The organism is Kordiimonas sp., assembly GCF_048264555.1.
Lineage (GTDB): Bacteria > Pseudomonadota > Alphaproteobacteria > Sphingomonadales > Kordiimonadaceae > Kordiimonas.
Genome location: NZ_JBLXCX010000002.1, coordinates 899,884 through 922,717, shown reverse-complemented (window position 1 = coordinate 922,717; position 22,834 = coordinate 899,884). Strand labels below are relative to the sequence as shown.

Genomic DNA, 22,834 nt, shown 5'->3' with positions numbered 1-22,834 from the left:
TATCTTGTACGAGATCGAACGTAAATTCCTGGTCGATAAGGCGCGGCTGAAGCTACCGAGAAAATTCAAATCTATCGAACAGGGATACCTGATGCGTGCGGAAGGGCGTTCCTTGCGTGTACGTAAGGTAGAAGGCAGCTATATCCTCACGCTCAAGATCGGTAAAGGCGCGCGGCGGGTAGAAATTGAACGCCCGCTCAGCAAGGCTGAAGGGTCGGCACTCCTCATGCAGTCGCTGGACCCTCTCATCATCAAGAAGCGGTATGCGGTTAAGCATGGCGGCCATGTGTGGGACGTTGATGTCTTCAAGGGCGAGAACAAGGGACTTGTGCTGGCCGAGGTGGAGCTCGACGATGAGGATGAGGCTTTTGAGAGGCCTGACTGGGTAACCCGCGAGGTGACGGGGGACCGTTTGTTCCAGAACTCAACCCTTGCGACGCACCCCATCTCCATGTGGCGGGATGCGTTTGAGGAGTTCTGTCAGCCTGTGGTTGCTGAGTGATCTAATCCGCGTAACGCGCTGCAATTGCTTCAAGGCGTTTGTCTATATCCGCGCGACTATACCAGCGTCCTGCCGCCATCACCCCTGCCTGTTTGGTGAGGTTGAGGGCATCTTCGCGGGGGTCTGCGTCCAGGAGGATAAGGTCGGCCCGTGCGCCTGGTTTGATGGTGCCAAAGCTGTCCTTGTCGCTGAAGTATCTGCCCGGTGCTGCGGTGCCAATTTCGAGGATTTGCGCTGGTGTGAGGCCAGCATCAATCATCACCTCAATCTCCCGCCAGATAGAAAAGCCGGGCACCGAGAAGGTCTGCGGTGCATCGCTGCCCATGGCGAGGTTTACACCAGCGTCCCCAAATGCTTTGAGGAGGCGCTGCCGGTTCTTGGTGACGAGCGCGCTCGGGCGTGCGGCTATCGCGGTTTGACGCCAGCGTTCAAGCGCCGCTTTGGGGATATAGGCGTTCTCTGGCCGGTCGGTAAGTTTTTGAACTTCTGTGTCGGTTAGAGCGTCGCCATTTCCTGTGCCACTATAAAATGTGTTGAAAAGCGCCTGGGTGGGCACAACCCATGTGCCGCTTTCTTTTGTGATGGTCACGGCTCGCGCCAGATCTTCCGCCGTCAACTCGCGTGTATCACCGCCAAGCCATCCGATATATCCATCCATATGGTCCACGGATATCTGACCCGCTTTCAGGGCTCGCTCAATGCCAACATCTGCGGGCACATGTCCGCCAAAGGGGTAGCCAAGGTCGTTTGCGGTAGTCGCAATCGCATCATATTCCGCTTGTGTGAGGCCGGGGTGGATTTTCTGCAGGTCCCAGCCCGCTGCCGCATACCGTTTGGTTTTCTCGACACCTTCCTCAACCGAGTTTACCGAATTGCCGTTCAGGCTTGGTGCCGCCAAGTACAAGGTTGGGCCTGCGATCTCGCCGCTACTGATACGGTCCCGCATAGCAAACTGCCCCGGGTCCCCCAGCATGCCGCGTACCGTGGTGACACCGCCCGCGAGATAGAGAAACAGGGTTTCTTCCGTCTGTTCTTTATCCCAACTGGCAGGGGGGAGGTGGCCGTGCATTTCAGTGAGACCGGGGATGAGGAATTTGCCCGTGCCGTCAATAATCGTCAGGTCTTCAGTGAAGGGGCGCGGGGCAGCATCGCTGGTGACAGCAATAATGCGGTCACCTTCCACATGCACAGCCATACGGTCGATGGCTTTGCCGCTGACTTCGTCAATAATCGTCACATTCGTGAAGACGGTGGTGGCGCTACAATGAAGCGTGATCAGAAAGCTGAGGCCGAGTGCAATAAGTGCGCGCATGAAAAAATCTCCCTCCCATAAGTTGTGATTATGCTCGCGGGCGGGAAAGAGGCTGTCAAGGGAACTTGCGATGAGCCGAGCTTTCTGCTAGCAGAGCGGCAGTTTTTAGATATTTCTTTCTGTGTGAGGAGCGCGCCCCATGATCCCTCGTTATGCCCGCAAACAAATGACCGACATTTGGGAGGCAGAAAACCGCTTCCGTATCTGGTTCGAGATTGAAGCTCATGCGTGTGACGCAAACGCAAAACTTGGCCGTATACCGGAAGCCGCCGCGAAAGCCGTGTGGGAGCGGGGCCAGTGGGAAATCGACCGCATTGACGAGATCGAGCGTGAAGTGAAGCATGATGTGATCGCTTTCCTCACCAATCTGGCTGAGCATGTGGGTGACGAAGCGCGCTTTGTGCACCAGGGCATGACCTCGAGCGATGTGCTTGATACGTGTTTGTCTGTTCAGTTGATGCAAGCGGCGGATATCATCATTGATGACCTTGAAAAGCTGCTGGTGGTCCTGAAACGCCGCGCGGAAGAGCATAAATACACCGTTTGTATTGGTCGCAGCCATGGCATTCACGCAGAACCTGTAACCTTTGGCCTCAAGATGGCGCAGGCATATGCTGAGTTTGACCGCTGCCTTGAGCGCATGAAAATAGCCCGCAAGGAAGTAGCGACCTGCGCGATCTCTGGTGCTGTTGGCACATTCGCCAATATCGATCCTTATGTGGAAGAGCATGTGGCCGAGAAAATGGGCCTTGAGATTGAACCTGTATCAACGCAGGTGATCCCACGCGACCGCCACGCCATGTATTTTGCGGTACTTGGTGTGATTGCGAGCTGTATTGAGCGGCTTTCTGTTGAGGTTCGTCACCTTCAGCGTACGGAAGTTTTGGAAGCGCAGGAATATTTCTCCAAAGGCCAAAAAGGCTCTAGCGCCATGCCGCACAAGAAAAACCCCATCCTCACAGAAAACCTTACCGGGCAGGCGCGCTATATCCGCGCTATGGCGATCCCGGCGATGGAAAACGTGGCCCTGTGGCATGAGCGGGATATCTCCCACTCAAGTGTCGAGCGCTATATCGGCCCTGATGCGACCATCGCGCTAGATTTCAGCCTCGCGCGCCTCACCAATGTGATGGATCAGCTTCTGGTGTACCCAGACAACATGCTGGATAACATGAACAAGATGGGCGGCCTTCCGAACAGCCAGCGTGTGCTTCTTGAGCTGACGCAAGCGGGCGTGAGCCGCGAGGATGCTTACCGCCTCGTGCAAGCCAATGCGATGAAAGTTTGGGAAAGCCGGGGTGAGTTGCAGCTTCTTGACCTTCTGAAGGCCGACGAAACTGTGACGAGCAAGGTGTCTGAAGCAGAGCTTGAGGAGCTGTTCAACATGGATTACCACACCAAACATGTGGACACGATTTTCAAGCGTGTGTTTGGCGAATAGCCCACCTCTATATCGAGCGTATGAAAAAGGGCGGCCAAATTGGGCGCCCTTTTTACATTTCGGGTCAGGAGCTCTATTTAAGGGCGTTACGGAGAAACGCGCGCACGGATGTGATGTACAGCTCTTCATTATCGCCCATGGTGGCATGCCCTGCGTTTGGCACGATCAGCGTTTGTGCGCCTTCAACCATGCCAGCATATTTTTTGCAGCTTTTTGGGGCAGCCTCATCAAATTCGCCACAGATCATCTGGGTCGGTACATTGATGTTCGGAAGCCTTTCACTGACATCATAGTCCTTCAGTGTGCCGGGCGCGAAAAACTCAGATGGCCCCCACATATATTCATACATTGCCTTGTTGCCCTTGGGGCCGTCGGTGCGGTAGCGGCTTTGGCGACATCCCTCCGTGCGGCACATATGACGTTTGTAGAACTCCGCTTCTGCGGCGCGGTATTCTTTGGTGTTGGTGGTGCCGTTTGCTTCATGGTGGCGAATGGTGGCAGCCACATCCTTCGGTAGCTGGTCAATCCATATCTGGTTATCTGCAAGCCATTGGTGTGTGGAAATCAGCGGGCTTGAGAGGATTGCGGCCCTCAAGCCTTCAGGGCGCCTGACGGCATATTCTGCAGCCAGCGTGCCACCCCAACTGTGGCCTGCGATAATCACTTCCTGCAGCCCGAGCTTGGCGCGGATCTGGTCGATCTCTCCGACAAAATGCTCGACTGTCCAGCCGTCACGACCCTCAGGCCGGTCTGAGTTGCCGGTGCCAAGCTGGTCATACAGGATCACCGGGTATTCATCCGCGAGTGCCACGTAAGGCATGTTGGAGCGGTGCGTACCGCCGGGGCCACCATGCATCATGATAATGGCAGGTTTTTTGCCCAAGTGTTCGCTGCCGTTCAGCCGGTACCAGATGCGCCCGCCGTCAACCTCAATATAACCCGCGATCTCAGGGTCCTGATGCGCGAACGAGGGGTTCGTGAAAGCCAGGAGGGCAAATAGTCCGGTGACAAGCAGGCGCCGCATGGGGTTTCCTCTAGCTGAGTTGGGCGGCGTGGTGCCGCAAATGGTCTTCAATGAAGGTGGAGATGAAGAAATAGCTGTGGTCATAGCCCGCATGTTTGCGGAGCGTGAGCTTCTGCCCTGCCTTTTGGCATGCGGCTTCAAATAGCTCTGGCTTCAGTTGGCCTTCAAGGAAGTTATCCGCAAGGCCTTGATCAATCAGGATTTCCGTATCTACGGCGCCAAATTTTTCCATGAGGGCACAGGCATCATAGTCAGCCCATGCTGTGCGATCAGCGCCAATATAGCCTGTGAGCGCCTTCTCGCCCCATGGGCAGTTCATCGGTGAGACAATGGGCGCAAAGGCTGAGACAGATTTATAGCGGCCCCGGTTTTTGAGGAAAATTGTGAGCGCGCCGTGCCCGCCCATGGAATGGCCGGTGATGCCTTGGGCTGCCATATCTGCCGGGAATTTGTCAGCAACAAGCGCGGGTAGTTCTTCCGTTATGTAGCTATACATCCGGAAGTTCTTTGCCCATGGCGCCACCGTGGCATCCACATAAAACCCAGCGCCTTTGCCGAAATCATACCCATCATCATCCGGCACTTCATCGCCGCGCGGGCTGGTGTCAGGGCAGATGACCATAAGCCCGAGCTCGTTCGTGGCGCGCTGGAAACCGGCTTTTACCGTTGCATTGTCTTCCGTGCAGGTGAGGCCGGAGAGGTACCATAACACCGGCACCCGGCCCTCACGCGATTGCCGGGGCGAGAAGACGGAGAACCGCATCTCGCACCCAAGCGTCTCCGAGGTGTGTTTATAGTATCCCTGTACACCGCCAAAACAGGCAGTCTCTGATATAACCTCAAATGTCATCAGTACATCACCACTGAGCGGATGGACTTGCCTTCGTGCATCAGGTGGAAAGCGTCGTTGATCTTATCAAGCGGCATGGTGTGGGTGATCAGGTCGTCAATATTGATTTTGCCGTCCATGTACCAATCCACGATTTTGGGCACATCGGTGCGACCGCGCGCGCCACCAAAGGCGGTGCCGCGCCATACGCGCCCGGTAACCAACTGGAAGGGGCGGGTGGAGATTTCCTGCCCTGCGCCAGCCACACCAATGATGATGCTTTCACCCCAACCTTTATGGCAGCATTCAAGCGCCTGCCGCATCGTGTTCACGTTGCCGATGCACTCAAAGCTATAGTCTGCGCCGCCGTTTGTGAGGTCCATAATGGCCTGCATCACGTCGCATTCTTTGGGGTTGATGAAGTCTGTCATACCAAACTGGCGGCCCATGGCTTCACGGTCGTTATTGATATCAACACCGATGATTTTATTGGCGCCAACCATGCGCGCGCCCTGAATTACGTTGAGGCCAATGCCACCAAGGCCAAACACGACCACGTTTGAACCGGGTTCTACCTTCGCGTCAAACGCCACAGCGCCAACGCCGGTCGTGACACCACAGCCGATGTAACAGATTTTGTCGAACGGGGCGTCCTTCCGCACTTTTGCGAGCGCGATCTCAGGCAGCACAGTGTGGTTCGAGAAAGTGGAACAGCCCATATAGTGCAGGATCGGTTTGCCGTCGATCGAGAAACGGCTGGTGCCGTCCGGCATCACGCCCTTGCCCTGTGTTTCCCTGATGGCTTGGCAAAGGTTGGTTTTGGGGTGCAGGCAATAGTCACACTCTCGGCACTCAGGCGTATAAAGGGGGATCACGTGGTCACCCGGCTTCAGGCTTTTCACGCCTTCGCCAACCTCCAGCACGACGCCCGCGCCTTCGTGGCCCAAAATGGCAGGGAAGGCGCCTTCCGGGTCATCGCCCGAGAGCGTGAATGCATCCGTGTGGCACACACCGGTTGCCTTGATCTCCACGAGAACTTCGCCCGCTTTGGGGCCTTCAAGGTCAACTTCCTCGATGGAAAGTGGTTTCCCCGCGCCCCATGCTACTGCAGCCCGTGTTTTCATGATGGTCCCCTCTATAACTGATGTTTTTCTGTGATCCGATGACCAGATCTGAGTGTACTAAAACCGATTGACCGATTAGAGTGCAACCCTTCTTGAATTCTGGTTTAAAGAATTATGTCAAAGCCTTCAAGAAAACCGCAATAAGACGGGAGAATTTATGCCTGACGACGTTAAAGCTGGCCTGCTTGTTATCGGCGACGAGATACTGTCTGGCCGCACCGAGGACAAGAATATCTCCTACCTTGCCACATGGCTGAATGAGGCAGGTATCCAGCTCGCGGAAGTACGTGTTGTGCCGGACATTGAAGGTGAGATCGCAGATGCGGTGAATGCGCTCAGAGCCCGGTACGATTATGTGTTCACAACGGGCGGTATTGGCCCAACCCATGATGACATAACGGTCGATAGTATTGCGGCTGCCTTTGGCGTTCCTGTGGTGACCCATAAGGAAGCCTATGCCCGGATGGAAGCCTATTATGGCGCAGAGAATTTCACGCCAGCCCGGCAGCGCATGGCGCGTGTGCCCGCAGGGGGCGAGTTGGTAGACAACCCGGTCTCCATAGCGCCCGGCATTCGCATTGAGAATGTCTTCATTCTTGCGGGTGTGCCCAAGATTATGCAGGCGATGCTTGAGGATTTGCGTCCGCTCCTTAAGGGCGGGCGAAAGGTCTGGACGCAGGCGCTCACCATCCATGTGGCGGAAAGCAAAATCGCTGATGGCCTTGGTGCGCTGCAGGCGGCACACGGCGGTGTAAGCATCGGCAGTTATCCGTTTTATCATGCGGGTGTTGGCGCGCAGGTGGTGATCAGAAGCCCCGATCAGGCGGCGGTCAGCACAGCGATGGACGCGCTTCGTACCTTCTGCCGTGAGAACGCCTTTGCAACTGAAGGTCCGACAGAAATCGAATAACGACCTATGCGAGGCTAGGGTGATGGCCTTGACGTGGTGTACCGTCTCAGTGACCGGTCGAATATTTTCCGATTGCGGTCTAATTTAACCAGTGCCTTTTCATATTCGGCCAGATGATGGTTTTCAGCTATCCAGGTTTCCAGCCGTCTCACTGCATCAGCAATTTTTTGCTTGCTGTCGTTCGCGGGAAATAGTTCGAACCCAGCGGGGTGTGCGGCGACGACACTTTGGTTCCGCTTCTTCCAGATAGTGTTTTGATGCTTGGTGAGCAGATCCAGATACTGTGAAGGCATTGATTTCTTCGTGTAACTTGAATGCTTCAGGAAGCGCATCGCCATCTGACCCCGGCTTTCCATATTTTTAAACATGAGCGGCAGCGGAACATCGCATATGAGCATGGCTTTGGATTGTTTGTGAATAGCAACGCCCGGGTAGAGGGGGGCGAGATTGGGCAGAAAGCTGTTGGGGTAGGTTTCCCATTGGTAATAGGTGGATGCCACATCGAAATACTGTTCAAAACTATCAATGTTCTGAAAATTGGTCTGCGCGAGTGGAAGGATTTCCAATTTCGGTTTTGTGGTCACTACCGTGTCGTTTGATGCGTCGAGATAGTAGCTGCCAACTTGAATAGCATTCTGAAAATAGGGGCCATGGGTAAGTTCGCCCCAGATTTTACGGAATAGACCACCTTCATGTATGAAGGTCCGGAGTTCGGTAAAGTGTCCTTGGCCTGCGTTTGGGTTCTTGAGGCTGGTGTGAAGGCTGTTCCAGACCATATCGCGAATGCGCTCGCAAAAGCCGTAAGGATACATCTTGATATCAATCAACCCGGCGAGATGATCGGCCTGTGGCTCGCTATGGGCTTTTGCCTTTAGTGTTTCGAAATGTTCGTCAATCCTCGCACGTATTTTGGCTATTCCCGCCATGATGTTTTCGATGTTCGGCGTCAGAAACCTGTCAGATAGCATCTGTTGTTGCTTATTTGGGCCGATGCAATCAAACGCGTGAGCTTGCGGGAATCTTATTGTCATAGGGCGGGTGGTAGGTCCTGATGTTGACGAAACCGATATCTGGCAACCATAGAATATAAGCATCCCAGACGCTGACATCTATCTCTTGTTTAAGAATGCACAACAAATGTCTGCGTCGGAGCAGAAGGGCGTTGTCCTCGTGGATTTATTTGGTTTATAAGGCCATCTGTTCCTGCCGCATGATCATGTGCCCGCATGGTGGAATTGGTAGACACACAAGACTTAAAATCTTGAGACCGTATGGTCGTACCGGTTCGAGTCCGGTTGCGGGTACCACTTACCAAATCGCTACAGCACGTCTTTCAGCGCCTGTTTCACGAGGCGTACATATGTTTGTGTACCTGCAAGGTAAAGCACATCGGGCTGATGGGTGCGAATGTACTGCTTAACCGTTTCATGCATGCGTTCAGGGGCGTTGAATGCCAGTTCGCACAGGAAGGCGGGGGTGTTTTTCGCCTTGGCGTAGTTCAGGTATCCGCGTGTGCCGCTAAGGGCTATCTCCCTGCAATGCAGCCCCTGCCTGTTCCACAGGTCGAGCAACTGGTCCCGATCTTTATCGTCTGGTAGGGAGGCGAGTACATGGGTGTTACGGCCTTTGAATTGTGCAGCGTATAGCCGTTCATCAGCTGATGAGGCGCTGATGATCGCTTCAATGAGAACACGGCATCCTGATAGTTTAGTCCACAGGAAGGAGGGGGATTTTGGCTCGATACCACTGCCTGAGAGTTTTGAGCCGTGTCGTGCGAGGTATTCGCTTGCGGCGGTTCTTGCGAGCTGGTCATTTTTTATGAGCCATAGTGGCAAGCGAGTATCGACCTTCTCCGGCAATAGCTGCGCAACCGGGCAATGGATGACGGATGGATAGGTGTTCGCGATGCCCGGCGGGCAAACCAATAGATCAGAGTTCTTGCTGACCGAGAGCTTGTCGGCTGCGATGTCGTCCAGCGTCGGCCCGAGGTTGGTGGCATGCTCCAGAAAAATACTGGTGACCACACTCACGGTGCTTTCAATCTGGCCAACTTCATCGAACTTTGCACCGCGGCCGGTTTCAAGCACATAATGGTCGACATCTTCCCTGGCGAACCAGGCCAGCGCGATCAGCATGAAAACACCGGACGGGGAGAGATACCCATCAGCACCGGTAGTGCGTAGTATGCCCGCAAGTTCGGGGCGAAGCTCGTTATAGAGCGATATAAAAACGTTTTCCGTTATCGGCACACCGTTTATTTGCATACGGTCGAGGTGAGTGAACTCTTCCGGCGAGACAAGGAGCCCGACTTTGTCGCTCGGCAAAGCGCGATGCAGATACGCCGCAATAAGCCTGCTTGTGGTGCCTTTGCCTTTGCTGCCTGTAATACGGATGGTGCGGTCACGCGCGGGTAGATATGTGAGGGCATCTGCCAGAGCAATCAAATGGTGCGGGTTTCGAAATTCGCGGTCATACCGTCCCACATGCTGGCTCTTCACCCGCATATATGACGCGAAAATCTCGTCAAGCACCTCATCCATCGATTGCAAATCAGCCATGATATCCACGCACCAAATGTTGTTCGCGCGCATATTCCGTATCTGCTCTCTTTAAATCAAGGGCGCAGTGTATATTCAGACGTTCAGGCGTCCATGCTCCCTATAATCAGCATTACCTTGAGGACCTCTGAACGGTTAAAACGCAGTTCCTTTGCAGGGTTGAACTGTTGCGCAACCAATGTGTCGCCGTCCCACTTCTCAAACTGTTTGATCAGGCCTTTATGGCCAGCCATCTCAATAAGCACAAAACGGCCCTTCCTTGGCGCTTTGTGCGGGTGGATATAAACAAGGTCGCCCGCCTGATACTTTGGCACCATGCTGTCGCCGGTTACATAAACCGCGAAGGCGTCGTCTATACCGTCAAGCGCGGTTGGCCTTGATGTCCAGTCGATCGCCCCTTCTTCCATCACGATGTTGCCGTCATTTCCGCCCTGGGCCCTGCCCAATATGGGGAGGTCTTTCCGCCCGCGTGAAAACCAGTTCTTGTGGTGATGGCTGAAGGAAATTGTTGGTAAGGCTGGGCTTTTGGGTTGTGCCTTGACGCTGCCACTCACAGGCTGGCTGTTGATGTTGTGTGAAGCGAGCTGCCGCTGCCGCCGGACGGGCTTTAGATGGTTGCGCATATTTGTTCTCCTTTTGTTCTATTATGCAGATTTAGCGATGCCGATAAAGCGCAAAAGTTGTAAAGATGTGTTTTTCTGGGAAACAGGCCCATCGACTTAGATATCCTTCATATTGCTCATCCTAACGGACACTGTTACGGTTCAGCGTGGGGTAGCCGGGGGCGGCAACTGTATGGAAAATAGAAACAGTTTGAAGTTGGATAGATTGGCGCCGCTTTTTGGTGCCTTGGCTCCTGTGGTGTTGGAGCTTAACGGTGACGGGGAGATTGTCGCTACAAGAGGCAATGTAGAGCGACACTTGGGTGCGGATGCAGGTGCGGTTTGTGGTCAGGCATTTTCTCGATATCTCCACCCTAAAGATGGGCCCATCTGGAAACTGGCGCTGCACAAGTTGAAGTCTGCACCTCATGTCGGGCCATTGCCGCTTAGGGTGGTGAAAGATGACGGTGCCACCGGTTCGATCGAGCTGCACTGTGTCAAAGATCAGCAAGCCGGCTCGATCTACATGTCCATCGCCCCATTTCATGGCCAGCTCTCGTTCGGCGAGAACAGACGGCCTGGCTCAAGCGCGCCGCGGCAGTTTTCCAAGGAAGATTTTGGCGAGTTGGCAAAAAGGCTTTCCGCTTATGCCGAGGGTGTCGGGGGCAATGTGGTGGATGCCTTGTTGAAGCTTGCGGGGCTGGATAGCAAAAATTCAGAGCACGCGGCTGAGGCCAGCCTCTGGGCCTTACATCGTTTGCTGAGCGACGCGGCCTCAGATAGCGCTGCTGCGGCGCTATCTGACGTAAAACGAAAAGCGCACGCCGAGGATCACGGGCATGGGGAAGATAAAAAGGTAGCAGAAGAAGCCGCAAACAAGGGTTTTACAAGTGCGGTGCGGGGAGCCTTCATCCAAGGCCGGAACGAAGCAAACTATGTGACAGTTGCCGGTGCGGACGGGATTTCCGAAGCGGATGCTGTGAAAGCTGCTGTGTATGCCATGAAGCGGGCCGCAAGTTCAAAACAAGTCACGACAATGCAGGCGCTGACCGGCGGATATGAAAAACGGCTGGAGCGTGTGAAGGAGCAATTGAGAGCTTTTAAGCTGATTGTACTTCAGGAAAAATTTGATGTGGCACTTCAGCCTATCGTGAATATCCATGACGGAAGCCTACATCATTTTGAAGCTTTGGCGCGGTTTGATGGCCAGTATTTTGCTGGCTCGCCATTTGAGTTTATGTGTTTCGCGGAAGACGTGGGCGTCATTCACGAATTTGATCTTGCGATGACCCTGAAGGTGGTGTCGCTGATCAAGCGCATGCGTAGGATAGGGTACAATATCGCTGTCGCGGTGAATATTTCCGGACACTCCATCCAGTCGCAAGGGTTCTTACGGCATTTCTTTCGTGTGCTGGAGGACTGTAGCGATATCCGTGACCAATTGATGTTTGAGCTTACCGAATCTAGCCAGATTGATGATCTCGAGACCACGAACCGTATCCTCAGGCGTATCCGGGATTTTGGCCACAAGGTGAGCCTGGACGATTTTGGTGCGGGCGCGGCAGGGCTTCAGTACTTGAGGGTGTTGAAGGTTGATTGTGTTAAAATCGATGGTGTTTACATCCGCAAAGGCCTTGAGGATGCTGAAAACCGCTCTTTCCTCCGCTCCATAGCGGAACTCTGCAACGGCCTTGGTATCGAGACCGTAGGGGAGTGCGTTGAGAATGAAACACAGCGCCGGTTCCTTGAGGAGATAGGCGTGAAATATGCACAAGGGTGGCTCTACGGTAAACCTGCGCCTGTGGATGAGGTTCTGCATTTTTTTGACAGAACCTAAAGTCTCTTTCTAGCCGTGTTTTCCTGAACGGTTGTTCCCTGCGTTGCTAACTTCCTTATTTGGCACAGCTTTTGCTTTTTCTCTTGTGAGCCAGCAGGTTATTGCGCCGATGGCTGTGTGATCAGATGAATGAGAAAGAGCGCTAAGTTTATGCTTTTCAAAGAGAAAAGACTTCAGGGTACCAACGCTGCGAAGGAAGAGATTTGCCTTCCTGTGATCAGGTTTACCCGGTTGCGCTTGGCAGCTGCGGCACTATTTGCCTTCTCAGTACCGGGTGAGATGATGGAGGTATGCCATGACGCTTAATGGAATCCTAACCACATCCCTGAGCGGTCTGTTCACCAACCAGTCCGCCATCCGCGTAACGTCAAACAACATCGCCAACGTGAATACTGAAGGCTACTCGCGGTTGCGGGTGTCAACTGAGGCGAATGTGCTTCAGGGGGCGTCCGCTGGCGTCAATATCTCTGAGATCGAGCGGGTGGTTGACCGCTTCCTCGAGAGTGCACTGCGCACGGCGGGTTCAAATACCGCAGAATTTTCAGTTCAACGCGAGTTTCATGACCGCTTGCAAGGTGTGCTGGGCGACCCGGCGTCTAACAGCTCACTCTCAGCTCGTATGGATCAGGTCTTCCAGGCGATGGCTGATTTGGCTTTGAACCCTGCGGATGTTCTCCGGCGGCAGCAAATGCTGTCCGAGGTGGAAAGCTTCACGAGCCAGATCAATCTGTTTCATGAGCAAATTCAGACACTGAGGGCCGACGCGAGCCAGCAGATATCAGAGACAGTGACCGAGATTAACACTGAGCTTCAACGGATTGCCGAGCTTAACCCACTTCTCGTGCGTCAGCGCGCGCTGGGCGAGGAAACAGGCGGCCTTGAAGGGCAGTTGGCGCAGGCGCTTGGCAACTTGTCAGAGTTGATTGATATCAAGGTGGATCGCGCGCCTTCCGGTGGAGTGACGGTCACGACCCAGTCGGGCTACCCGCTTTACGATTCATCCCTGTTGCAGCTTGAGTATGACGCGCCGGGTATTGTTGATCCGGGGACTGACTTCCCGCCTATTAACATTTTCCGGGTTGATGCAGAGACGCTTGAGCAGAAATCCTCAAGCCGTGATCTGGCTTCTCATATTCGGTCAGGCAAGCTTGCTGGGCTTATAGAAATGCGGGACAAGCAACTCGTTGATTTGTCACTCTCGCTTGGTGAGATGTCAGGCAGGTTGATGGATGAATTTAATGCGATCCACAACCAGTTTACGGCTGTGCCACCACCCAATGAGCTGACAGGCAAGCAGACTTTCGTTGATGGTGCACAGCAAACCGGCTTTTCCGGTATCGTGACCTTTGCTGTTGTTGATGCGGACAACGAACTTGTGCAGTCCGTTACAGTTGATTTCGATTCCGCGCCCCCTGCAGACTTTGATGCTTTGGTTAGCCAGGTGAATACCGCGCTTGGCGGGGCAGGGACGCTGGCACTTACCAATGGGGTGATGAGCTTTACGGCAACAAACGCGGCTCACGGTGTTGCGATTGCCGATGATGCGTCAGCACCGAGCGATCGTGGCGGTCGTGGCTTTAGCCACTTCTTTGGCATGAATGACTTGATGTCTGCCGGTGCAAGTGGTGTTTACGATACCGGTCTTGATGGGTCGGAAGATCACAATATGGGGTCGACCGAAAGCACAACCTACCGGGTGGTGAATGCGTCGGGTGCCGAGATTGCCACGGTTTCAATTCCGGTGGGGTCGACCACAAGCTATAGCGATATCATCACAGCGATGAATAGCGGCGCCACCGGGCTTGGCAACTATTTCAACTTTACATTGGGTTCAAATGGCGAGCTAACCTATTCGGAAACAGCGAACTATACCGACCTCAAGCTCGAGGTTGTGTCAGATACGACCGACATCAATGGCACGGGTATCAGCTTCACCGAGGCTTTCGGTATTGGAGACCAGCACAAGGCCAATGCAGCGAGTGATGTGAAGATTGATGCCGCAATTAAGGCTGACCCCAACCTCCTCGCGCTCGCGGTATTTGATACCACAGGGGCGATCGGTGATGTTGTCCTGACAGACGGTGACCAGCGCGGTGCTCTTGCGTTCCAGAAGCTGGAGACAAGCCTCGTGAGTTTCTCCGCCGCAGGTGAGTTGAAGGCCAGCAATGTGACCCTCAGCCAATATGTGGCGCGTTTCCTCGGGAACGCGGGCCTTCAAGCGCAGCGAGCCCAGAACCTGGAAGAAGACAATATCGCCTTGCAGCAGGAAGTGGCGCAGCGCAATGCGGATGTGTCCGGTGTGAATATGGACGAAGAATTAGCCAATCTGGTGGTCTACCAGAACGCCTATAGTGCGGCGGCTCGTGTGCTTTCAAGCGTGCAGGAGCTGTACGACAACCTTCTGGCGGTGGTGTAAGGAGAAGATAGATGGTTCGAGTTTCTTCTTTTGGGCAGCAGCAGCTTCTGATCAGAAGTATCATGAACAACCAGCAAAAGCTGTTTGATGGCCAACGCCAGATCGCGACCGGTAAAAAGACAGATGAATATCGTGGTCTTGCAGGTGAAACCGGTACAGTTCTTGGCGCGCGGTCCTTCAAATCACGGGTTGATACTTACCAGCAAACTATCGCGACCATCCGGGGCAAGCTGGATGCCAATGATGTGCAGCTTGAGGGTATCCTCGGCGCCATGGACAAAATGAAAGAAACTATCCAGACCACGCTCGCGAACGGGCAGGCGGAAGGTTTCTCCGAAATGCTTGGGCAGACGTTCAAGTTTGTCGTGAACTCGCTGAACACCAACTTTGACGGCACCTATCTGTTCTCTGGCGCGAAAACGGGCTCACAGCCTGTTAATGTGGCTGATCTGCCAGCACTTGCCGGGCTCGGTTCTGTAGCCGAGGCGTTTGACAACGGCAATGTGGCGTTTGAAGCCCGCATTGCAGATGGTGTTGACCTTGAGTTTGGTTTGCTCGCCGATGATGTCGCGGGCGGCATCTTTCAGGAGATGCTGGACCTCTATGATTTTGATGTGAATACGGAAGAATTTCAGGGCGAGCTATCGCAAGCGCAGTTTACCTTCCTTCAGGGGCAGCTTGCGTCCCTTGATACAGCGATCGATAATCTGCGCCAGATTCACGTGTCAAATGGCCTCGCCTATGAACGCCTTGAGGTGGTTGATGACCAGCACGCGGACACGGCCGTTTTCCTTGAAACGTTCATCTCTGACCTTGAGGACGTTGATATCGCGGAGGCGGTGACCCGGCTCAATAACGATCAGGTTGCGCTTGAGGCATCGTACCGCGCTATCGGGTCCTTGTCGCAGCTGTCGCTCCTCAATTTCCTGTAACATTGGCCCCGAACATCGTTGCAATTCCTGCTCCTCAATATAGATTGGGCGTCCCTGACGTTTGAGGAGGCATGATGCCGGTTTCTGCTGAAGAATTTCGCAATGGAATGCGCCGCCTTGGTGGTGCGGTGAATATTGTCACTGCGGCAGACGGTGACGTTTGGGCAGGCTTGACCGCAACAGCGGTGACGTCCCTGTCCGCAGAACCGCCGCGCCTGTTGGCATGCATCAACCGGCAAGGGGTAACCTATGACATCGTCTCCAAAGGCCGGACTCTGGGGGTAAATGTGCTTGGGCGCCAGCATCAGGCACTTGCCATGCGGTTTGCAGGCCTCAATGGCGAGCCGGAGACCGAGCGGTTCAATGATGGTGAATGGCTCACAAGCGTGAGCGGTGCGCCACTTCTTGAAAGTGCGCTTGTGAGCTTCGACTGTTCTGTCGAGAGCATATTGGATGCCGGGAGCCACGCCATTGTCATCGGTAATATCGAGACGATCCGCTCAAGCGATACAGAGCTTACTGACCCGCTCTGTTACATTGACGGCAATTGGGCGACACTCACTCCCATCCCGTAAAATTAGGCCATTTACCGGCTTTTTACCCAAATAGGCGATAATTCACTTTCGAGTCGGCAAAAAAAATGCGACTCTCGAATCGCTATATATTGACTCTGCGAATCATTGTGATTCGATATATAGTGTTTTGCGCGGGTTTTTACATAGTGCAGGATTAAGTGTTGGCTCTAAGGTGTTGATTCTTAGTTAAGATTCTATATTCTTATTTCTGCTAGGGGTTTTGGGTCGGGTTTATTCTGGCCCCGCGGGTACAACAACTTGTACCAGAATTAGCCGGGAGACGGTTGTTGGTCAGTAAGGAACTGCAAGAGCTGTTGCTGTTGGCGAGGAATAAATCCTCGGAGGGACGCGCGCGCCTTGTTGAGAATATTACGGACCTGTTTTTGTCGGACGATGGTCGTCTGAGCGAGCATGAACGTGCGTTGATGTCTGACATCCTTGGCAAGCTCGTGAGCCAGGTTGAGGCAGACATCAGGAAAGAGCTTTCCAGTTCACTGTCGCTGTCTGGCGTTGAATTGCCTGAGATCGCAAAGATGCTTGCCAATGACGATATCGAGATTGCCCGGCCACTCTTGGAACGGAGCGCCCTTTTGAAAGACCCAGACCTTATTGAAATTATTCGCATGCGGACGGATGAGCACCGCATGGCCATTGCTATGCGTGATGATGTCTCCGAGCAGGTGAGCAACGCGCTTGTTGAATATGGCAGCGAAGATGTGATTGAAACGCTCCTCAACAATCATGATACGCAAATATCCAAGCGTGCGATGGAATATCTTGTAGCAGAATCTCGCCGTGTAGACCGTTTTCAGGAGCCGCTCCTGCAGCGGTCAGACCTGCCGGGGGATCTGGCTTACCGCATGTATTGGTGGGTGTCGGCGGCGCTTCGCAAACGTATTTTGTCAGATTATGAAGTTGACCCGCTCCTGTTTGAGCAGGCTGTCAGGCGGGCGGCCAGCACAGTCTTGGTTGACCAGGGCGATGAGCAGAGTGCTTACGTGCGGGCTCAAAAGCTTGTGCGCCGGATGGTGGAAAATGGCGAGCTGACAATCCAGTTTTTGGTGAATTCACTGCGGCAACAGCGGGTAGCTGTTTTTGTCGCGGGTCTCGCGGAGTTGGGCGGCGTGAACTTTCGCACCGCGTGGCGCATTTTTACCGATAAGGGCGGCGAAAGCTTTGCCATCCTCGCGAAAGCTGTGGGGATCGACCGCAACCAGTTTACCAGCATTTATCTGCTTGTTGTTCAGGCACGCGAGGGTGGGGCGGCTAAGTCTCCCGGCGTACTGAAAGATATCTTGGCGCTTTTTGATGCCACATCTGAAGCCAATGCAAAGGGAGCACTTCAGGTTTGGCAACGAGACAACGCCTATCAAGAGGCTATTGAAGAATTAGAGAAGGTGGGGTGATGCCGGGCCTATAGGGGGCAATAGGGGCACGCTCGGGAGGAAACCTGAATGAAACTGGAAAATCAGCTGGAAGACCAGAAGGTTGTAGACCTTGCTGGCCGTCGTGGGGGCGGCGACAATGCTGAAGGGGCCTTTGGCGCATCCATCAGCCGTGCTGAACCGCGCTTCACACCGGCCAACGAGCAAGTGCTGGGCCTCGTGGCTCGTATCCTTGTTGACGAATCTCTGCCGTTTTATGTGTGCTCGCTTGACGGCACAGTAATGCATGTGAATGACCATTACCGCACGCTCGATAAAGCGCTTGGCGATATTACGCTTGCGCCCGGTGAAGCGGCGCTTGCGGGCCGGTTCATGGTTCCATCTCTTAAGCCAGTTATCGACGATGTGCTCGCGAGCGACACCACGGTGCGCGCGGAAGAAATCGTCCGCATAGGTGGGCATGAGCGCATCTTCCTTGGCCGTCACACCCCGGTACGGAACGAGCGGGGGGACGTGGTCGCGGTTGCAGGGACATATGAGGACGTGACGGCGCAGGTGCGTGGTATCGAAGAAGCGAACCGCACGCAGGCGCGTTTCCAGGATTTCGCCCGCGCGAGCTCGGACTGGTTTTTTGAATGTGATGCCGACCTACGTATTCGGTCCCTGTCAGACCGGTTTACCGCAATTGTTGGCCAGCCAGCATCGCTTTTCATTGGGTCACGTTTTGAGCAGTTTGGCCGGTTTGAGCCTAACCTTGAAGGCAAGCTCGACGGTGCGCAGGCGATCCGTTCACGCAAACCGTTTCGTGAGCAGCTTTTTGTGATCTCTGAGCCAAGCGGCGAGGAACTCAAGTTTCACCTGTCGGCCGTGCCGGTGTTTGACCGTCAAAGCGGTGATTTCCGTGGATATCGCGGGGTAGGGATGGATGTTACAGGCCGCTACAAGCAGGCCGCTGAGGCAGACCATATCCGCCACAACCTTGAAACGCTCCTGAAGGAGCTGACCCGCAAGAACATGGCGCTTGATGAAGCAACCGTACAGGCCACGAGCGCGCTTCGGGCGAAGAACGAATTTTTGGCGGCTATGAGCCACGAGTTACGCACGCCGCTCAATGCTATCATTGGGTTTGCGGAAGCTTTTGAGCATGAAACCTTCGGCTCGCTCGACAAGTCCTATATGTCCTACGCCACCGATATCCGTAAATCAGGTCAGCATCTTCTCGGGCTTATCAACGATATTCTTGATGTTGCCGTTATCGAAAGCGGCGGTCTTTCACTCTCCATCGACGAGCTGCCGGTTGAGCAGATCATGAGAAAAGCGGTGCAGATGAACAAGGATGCTGCCGCGAAGAAGAAGCTGGATATCTCAGGACTTGATGTAACGACGGATGCGCTGGTGCAGGTGGATGACCGCCGGACCACACAGATATTCGTGAACCTGCTTTCCAACGCCGTGAAGTTCACGCCGGAAGGCGGGAAAATCGGCGCTGAAGTTTCGGTTAATACGTCTGCGGACAAGGTGTCCATCACCGTTTGGGATACCGGCATTGGTATCTCTGAAGAGCATGCAGAACATGTGTTTGAGAAATTCCATCAGGTAACCGAGCATATCTATTCCCGCAGCCAGGAAGGCACAGGGCTGGGCCTTCATATCAGCCGTGAACTTGCACGCAAGATGGGCGGTGATATCGCACTGCAAAGCGTGGTGGGTGAGGGCAGCCGGTTTACGGTGACATTGCCGCTCGCGGATGGCACGGAAAAAGAGACAGATTTTATCTAGAATATATAACCCGGAAAAATTCGGGACGGGAGTTGGGGCGCCAGCGCATAAGTGCGGCGCCCCAATTTTATTTGGCTTTAGTTGCCTTTGATAAAGTCGCGAATATCTTTCACCAGCTTCTCAAGCGACGGCTCGTGCACATACATCATATGGCCGCTTTCATAGTAGGTGAACGTTACCCGGTCAGTATCGATACCATTGGCATTAAACGTGTTTTCAGATGCGAAAAACGGGGTGGCTAGATCATAGTAGCCACTGGCCAGCATGGCGCGGAAATCCTTATTCTCCCTCATCGCTTCACCTACGTGGGGTGCCACGTTCGGGTAGCCTTCGCTGTAACCACGTTTGCGAGGCTCTGACCAATGCCGTCCCGGCACGCCGGAAAGCACCTCATACTTGCGTTCGATATCCACACCCAGCTCGGTCTGCAGGTAGTGGTTGATGCCTGCGGTGTAGGCGGCGTCAATACCATACCCAGATGGGTCACCATCAAAGGTGTCGCCGGTGCCCTCATAGTCACGGCCTTTATAGCGGCTGTCCAGACGGCCTGTTACAAAGCCCTCGTCGCGCAGTAGTTCTTTCATGAAGCGCATGTTGTTGACACGCAGGTTTGCGTTTTTCACATACTGGAGCTTCAGGCCTGTGTAGGCGGCGACTTTTTCGGCTGTGGTGTTGAAATCAGCGTCAGAAAGACGGTTTCCCTGCACCAGTGCGCTTGCATACTCACCCAGCGTGAAAGCACGAACCTCATCAAGGAAGCTCTCAAGTGTTTTGCCGTCCTTATTAACCTTGCCGTGATACCAGGCTGTTGCGGCCATGGTGGGTAGGTAGGAGATATAAGGCGTGTCGTTGCCGGGCTGGTAGCGTGCTGTCTGGAAATCGAGGATCGATGAGATAAAGACCACACCGTTCACGGCGATATCCGCCCAGCTGCCTTGAAGTTGATCCAGAAGTGCGGCGGCACGTGTTGTGCCATAACTTTCACCTGACAGATATTTAGGGCTGTTCCAGCGCTTGTTTTTCACCAGCCACAGCCGGATAAATTCGGCGATAGATTTGGCGTCATTCTCAATGCCCCAGAAGTCTTTGCCTTCACCCTTGCCAATGGCGCGGCTATAGCCGGTGCCAACCGGGTCGATGAACACCATGTCGGCGACATCAAGGATTGAAAGCTCGTTATCTACGAGGCGGAAGGGAGCTGCGCCGTCATCCTCTGCGTCAGATGGCACCGCCACACGCATGGGGCCATAAACGCCGAGATGCAGCCAGAGGCTGGCAGAGCCGGGGCCGCCGTTGAAGATGAAGAAAACCGGGCGTTCCGCGTTGTTTTTCACATCAGTCCGCAAGTAAGTGACAGAAAAGATTGCGGCTGTTTCTTCGCCTTTGTCATTCTTGAGGTGGGTTTCGCCAGCGATAGCCTTGTAGCGGAGTTTGGTGCCGCCAAAAGTGCCAGACTTCTCAACCTCATAGGTCTTTACCGGTTCAACCGGCGCAGATTTATTTTTGTCATCGTCAGCCCAGATAGGCGACGCGATGAAGCTGACCAGCGTCAGGCTGGCCAGAATTTTATGGAGTTTATTCAATTTCAGTTCCCCCTGAATTGTGAACCGCCCCTCGCTAGCGCGTTTGAGGCCTTAGAGTCCGCATAAAAGCGACAGGGTGTGCGCGCTAGTAGGCGAACTGTTCGGTGAAAATACGTTCCGCCAACGTATGTTCCTGATCGAACATGATGGTGAGCGAAACATCACGCGCTTCCTCAACCACAACATGGCGAACGTCTCTGACCTCATGCATGTCTGCAACCGCCGAAACCGGGCGTTTTTGCGGTTGATTGATGGTGAAGGCAATGCACACATGGTGGGGCACAAGCGCGCCGCGCCAACGCCGTGGTCGGAAAGCGGACAGAGGTGTGAGGGCGAGGAGGTCAGCGCCGAGCGGAATGATGGGGCCATGCGCCGACAGGTTATAGGCCGTGCTGCCTGCAGGTGTTGCGACAAGCACGCCGTCACCCACCAGTTCCGGCATGCGAACCTTACCATCGATGGAGATACGGATTTTGGCCGCCTGCCTCGTCTCCCGCAACAGGGAGACTTCATTCACCGCAAGATATTCAACCACTTCGCCATCACAGCGAGTGGCCCGCATGCGCAAGGGATGCAGCTTGTAGCTTTCAGCTTTCTCGAGCCGTTCAACAAGATCATGCTCGTTAAACTCGTTCATCAGGAAGCCAACGGTGCCCTTGTTCATGCCAAAAATCGGGATATCGCGGCCCATATATGCGTGCAGCGTTTGCAGCATAAAACCATCACCCCCAAGGGCGATGATAATATCTGCATCCTTGGTGCTTACGGCTTTATACCGGTTCCGTAACATTTGCGCCGCTTGGGCTGCCTCACCAAACTCACTGGCGATAATGGCGATTTTCATAAGCTTCCGTCCCTTTGTAGGAAGGCAGTATAGGGAAATTTGATTTTAGCGCGAGTGGATTTTATCCGCCTGTGTGGCTCATATGGCGTCCGACTTTGCCGACCATCTGGTCATCCTTCATCGCAAAGTCATGCCCTTTGGGTTTAATGCCGATGGCTTTATCAAGCGCGGCATTGAGGTTTATTTGCGGATTATCAGACCGGAGGGCCGCACGAAGGTCAACATGGTCGTCCTGACCAAGGCACATATAAATGCGGCCTGTACAGGTTACCCGTACGCGATTGCAGCCATCGCAGAAATTGCCGGTGAGCGGTGTGATCAGCCCCAAGCGGGATGTGCTTCCTTCAATGTTGAAGTAGCGGGCAGGGCCACCTGTGCGGTGGCCGCTCGGGCTAAGGTTATGTTTTTTCAGGAGTTTTGGAAGCACGTCTGTAAGCGGAAGATACTGGTCTTCCCGTGCGTCCGCCACGTCACCAAGCGGCATCGTTTCAATCAAGGTGAGGTCAAGGCCCTGGCTCATGCACCAGTCAAGAAGCTCAGGCAGCTCATGCTCGTTCTGGCCTTTCAGGGCGACGGTATTGATTTTTACCTGCAACCCCGCGGCTTTCGCAGCTTCAATACCCGCCAGCACATCTGCCAAACGGTTGCGGCGCGTGATCTCGCTAAACAGTTCAGCGTCCAGCGTATCAAGGGATACGTTGATGCGTTTGACGCCCGCACGGGCAAGGTCAGCCGCCATATGAGGCAACTGCGTGCCGTTGGTGGTGAGCGTTACCTCGTCAAGGTTGCCGCGCTTAACCTCAGTGCCGAGCGCCTCAATGAGCCACAAAATGCCTTTGCGAACAAGAGGTTCGCCGCCCGTTAGCCTAATACGCCGCACCCCGCGTTCCATAAAGGCACGGGAAAGGCCCAGCATTTCCTCAAGCGTCAAGACATCCGGCTTTGGCAAAAACACCATGTTTTCTGCCATACAGTATCGGCACCGAAGGTCGCACCGGTCTGTCACCGAAAGGCGCAGATAGGTGATGCTGCGCCCAAATGGGTCCTTGAGCGGCCGTGTCGCCGGGATATTTTGCTTGCTATCAGGCATGCCCACAATGTTGGATGAAGCGCTCTCGCCGTCAAGTCATTAGAATGTGAACGGGTAAATACTATGTATTATCAGGCAAAAAATGGCTTAA

20 protein-coding genes and 1 tRNA gene are annotated in these 22,834 nt (G+C 54.1%); 11 read left to right on the top strand and 10 right to left on the bottom strand.

Going from position 1 to position 22,834, the window contains the following annotated elements; genetic code table 11:
• Positions 1–4: 4 nt before the first annotated feature.
• Positions 5–502, top strand: a complete 498-nt coding sequence (locus ACN0XZ_RS09420; protein WP_417457483.1) for a CYTH domain-containing protein — start codon at positions 5–7, stop codon at positions 500–502.
• A 1-nt stretch (position 503) separates the two neighbouring features.
• On the opposite strand, the gene ACN0XZ_RS09415 is transcribed toward ACN0XZ_RS09420, so the two are convergent.
• Complete coding sequence (locus ACN0XZ_RS09415) at positions 504–1,814, bottom strand: amidohydrolase family protein (RefSeq protein ID WP_417457482.1); 1,311 nt, start codon at positions 1,812–1,814, stop codon at positions 504–506.
• 139 nt (positions 1,815–1,953) lie between these two features.
• Here ACN0XZ_RS09415 and purB point away from each other — a divergent pair, with 139 nt between their 5' ends.
• Positions 1,954–3,255 (top strand): adenylosuccinate lyase, encoded by a 1,302-nt coding sequence (purB, locus tag ACN0XZ_RS09410; protein ID WP_417457481.1) that lies wholly within the window; start codon positions 1,954–1,956, stop codon positions 3,253–3,255.
• A 73-nt stretch (positions 3,256–3,328) separates the two neighbouring features.
• On the opposite strand, the gene ACN0XZ_RS09405 is transcribed toward purB, so the two are convergent.
• From ACN0XZ_RS09405 to ACN0XZ_RS09395, 3 genes are read right to left on the bottom strand one after another with little or no spacing between them, the layout of a single operon-like run.
• Positions 3,329–4,279, bottom strand: coding sequence for a proline iminopeptidase-family hydrolase (locus ACN0XZ_RS09405; RefSeq protein ID WP_417457480.1), 951 nt, complete (start codon positions 4,277–4,279; stop codon positions 3,329–3,331).
• 10 nt (positions 4,280–4,289) lie between these two features.
• Positions 4,290–5,129, bottom strand: a complete 840-nt coding sequence (fghA, locus tag ACN0XZ_RS09400) for an S-formylglutathione hydrolase (RefSeq protein ID WP_417457479.1) — start codon at positions 5,127–5,129, stop codon at positions 4,290–4,292.
• Positions 5,129–6,232, bottom strand: a complete 1,104-nt coding sequence (locus ACN0XZ_RS09395) for an S-(hydroxymethyl)glutathione dehydrogenase/class III alcohol dehydrogenase (protein ID WP_417457478.1) — start codon at positions 6,230–6,232, stop codon at positions 5,129–5,131. The genes fghA and ACN0XZ_RS09395 overlap by 1 nt, the downstream gene beginning before the upstream one ends.
• A 157-nt stretch (positions 6,233–6,389) precedes the next feature.
• On the opposite strand from ACN0XZ_RS09395, the gene ACN0XZ_RS09390 reads away from it, so the two are divergent.
• A complete protein-coding gene (locus tag ACN0XZ_RS09390) occupies positions 6,390–7,142 on the top strand; it encodes a competence/damage-inducible protein A (RefSeq protein ID WP_417457477.1) in 753 nt (250 codons plus the stop codon).
• A 14-nt stretch (positions 7,143–7,156) separates the two neighbouring features.
• On the opposite strand, the gene ACN0XZ_RS09385 is transcribed toward ACN0XZ_RS09390, so the two are convergent.
• Positions 7,157–8,173 carry a hypothetical protein gene (locus ACN0XZ_RS09385; RefSeq protein WP_417457476.1) on the bottom strand — a complete coding sequence of 339 codons (1,017 nt, stop codon included), beginning with the start codon at positions 8,171–8,173 and terminating at the stop codon, positions 7,157–7,159.
• 189 nt (positions 8,174–8,362) lie between these two features.
• On the opposite strand from ACN0XZ_RS09385, the gene ACN0XZ_RS09380 reads away from it, so the two are divergent.
• Positions 8,363–8,449: transfer RNA gene (locus ACN0XZ_RS09380), tRNA-Leu, on the top strand.
• A 12-nt stretch (positions 8,450–8,461) separates the two neighbouring features.
• On the opposite strand, the gene ACN0XZ_RS09375 is transcribed toward ACN0XZ_RS09380, so the two are convergent.
• Both ACN0XZ_RS09375 and ACN0XZ_RS09370 read right to left on the bottom strand, forming a co-directional pair.
• A complete protein-coding gene (locus tag ACN0XZ_RS09375) occupies positions 8,462–9,700 on the bottom strand; it encodes a hypothetical protein (protein ID WP_417457475.1) in 1,239 nt (412 codons plus the stop codon).
• A gap of 83 nt (positions 9,701–9,783) precedes the next feature.
• Positions 9,784–10,323, bottom strand: a complete 540-nt coding sequence (locus ACN0XZ_RS09370; RefSeq protein ID WP_417457474.1) for a S24 family peptidase — start codon at positions 10,321–10,323, stop codon at positions 9,784–9,786.
• A gap of 172 nt (positions 10,324–10,495) precedes the next feature.
• Between ACN0XZ_RS09370 and ACN0XZ_RS09365 the strand changes: the two genes are divergently transcribed.
• The 7 genes from ACN0XZ_RS09365 (at position 10,496) to ACN0XZ_RS09335 (ending at position 19,226) form a co-directional block, all read left to right on the top strand.
• Positions 10,496–12,139: an EAL domain-containing protein gene (locus ACN0XZ_RS09365; protein ID WP_417457473.1), complete on the top strand. Its 1,644-nt coding sequence runs from the start codon at positions 10,496–10,498 to the stop codon at positions 12,137–12,139.
• A 150-nt stretch (positions 12,140–12,289) separates the two neighbouring features.
• Positions 12,290–12,445: a hypothetical protein gene (locus ACN0XZ_RS09360; protein ID WP_417457472.1), complete on the top strand. Its 156-nt coding sequence runs from the start codon at positions 12,290–12,292 to the stop codon at positions 12,443–12,445.
• Positions 12,435–14,555: a flagellar hook-associated protein FlgK gene (gene flgK, locus ACN0XZ_RS09355; RefSeq protein ID WP_417457471.1), complete on the top strand. Its 2,121-nt coding sequence runs from the start codon at positions 12,435–12,437 to the stop codon at positions 14,553–14,555. Before ACN0XZ_RS09360 ends, flgK begins: the two co-directional genes overlap by 11 nt.
• An 11-nt stretch (positions 14,556–14,566) precedes the next feature.
• A complete protein-coding gene (locus ACN0XZ_RS09350; RefSeq protein WP_417457470.1) occupies positions 14,567–15,487 on the top strand; it encodes a flagellin in 921 nt (306 codons plus the stop codon).
• 74 nt (positions 15,488–15,561) lie between these two features.
• The gene (locus ACN0XZ_RS09345) at positions 15,562–16,062 is read left to right on the top strand and encodes a flavin reductase family protein (RefSeq protein ID WP_417457469.1); all 501 of its coding nucleotides are present in this window, start codon (positions 15,562–15,564) and stop codon (positions 16,060–16,062) included.
• A 287-nt stretch (positions 16,063–16,349) separates the two neighbouring features.
• Positions 16,350–17,468, top strand: a complete 1,119-nt coding sequence (locus ACN0XZ_RS09340; protein ID WP_417457468.1) for a DUF2336 domain-containing protein — start codon at positions 16,350–16,352, stop codon at positions 17,466–17,468.
• A gap of 48 nt (positions 17,469–17,516) precedes the next feature.
• On the top strand, positions 17,517–19,226 hold the full coding sequence (locus ACN0XZ_RS09335; protein WP_417457467.1) for an ATP-binding protein: 1,710 nt from the start codon (positions 17,517–17,519) through the stop codon (positions 19,224–19,226).
• Positions 19,227–19,303: 77 nt separating this feature from the next.
• Here ACN0XZ_RS09335 and ACN0XZ_RS09330 read toward each other — a convergent pair whose 3' ends face one another.
• The 3 genes from ACN0XZ_RS09330 to moaA form a co-directional block, all read right to left on the bottom strand.
• Positions 19,304–20,791 carry a S10 family peptidase gene (locus tag ACN0XZ_RS09330; RefSeq protein ID WP_417457583.1) on the bottom strand — a complete coding sequence of 496 codons (1,488 nt, stop codon included), beginning with the start codon at positions 20,789–20,791 and terminating at the stop codon, positions 19,304–19,306.
• A 103-nt stretch (positions 20,792–20,894) separates the two neighbouring features.
• Positions 20,895–21,653 (bottom strand): NAD kinase, encoded by a 759-nt coding sequence (locus ACN0XZ_RS09325; RefSeq protein ID WP_417457466.1) that lies wholly within the window; start codon positions 21,651–21,653, stop codon positions 20,895–20,897.
• Between the two features lie 61 nt (positions 21,654–21,714).
• The gene (gene moaA / locus ACN0XZ_RS09320; RefSeq protein WP_417457465.1) at positions 21,715–22,743 is read right to left on the bottom strand and encodes a GTP 3',8-cyclase MoaA; all 1,029 of its coding nucleotides are present in this window, start codon (positions 22,741–22,743) and stop codon (positions 21,715–21,717) included.
• Positions 22,744–22,834 lie beyond the last annotated feature (91 nt).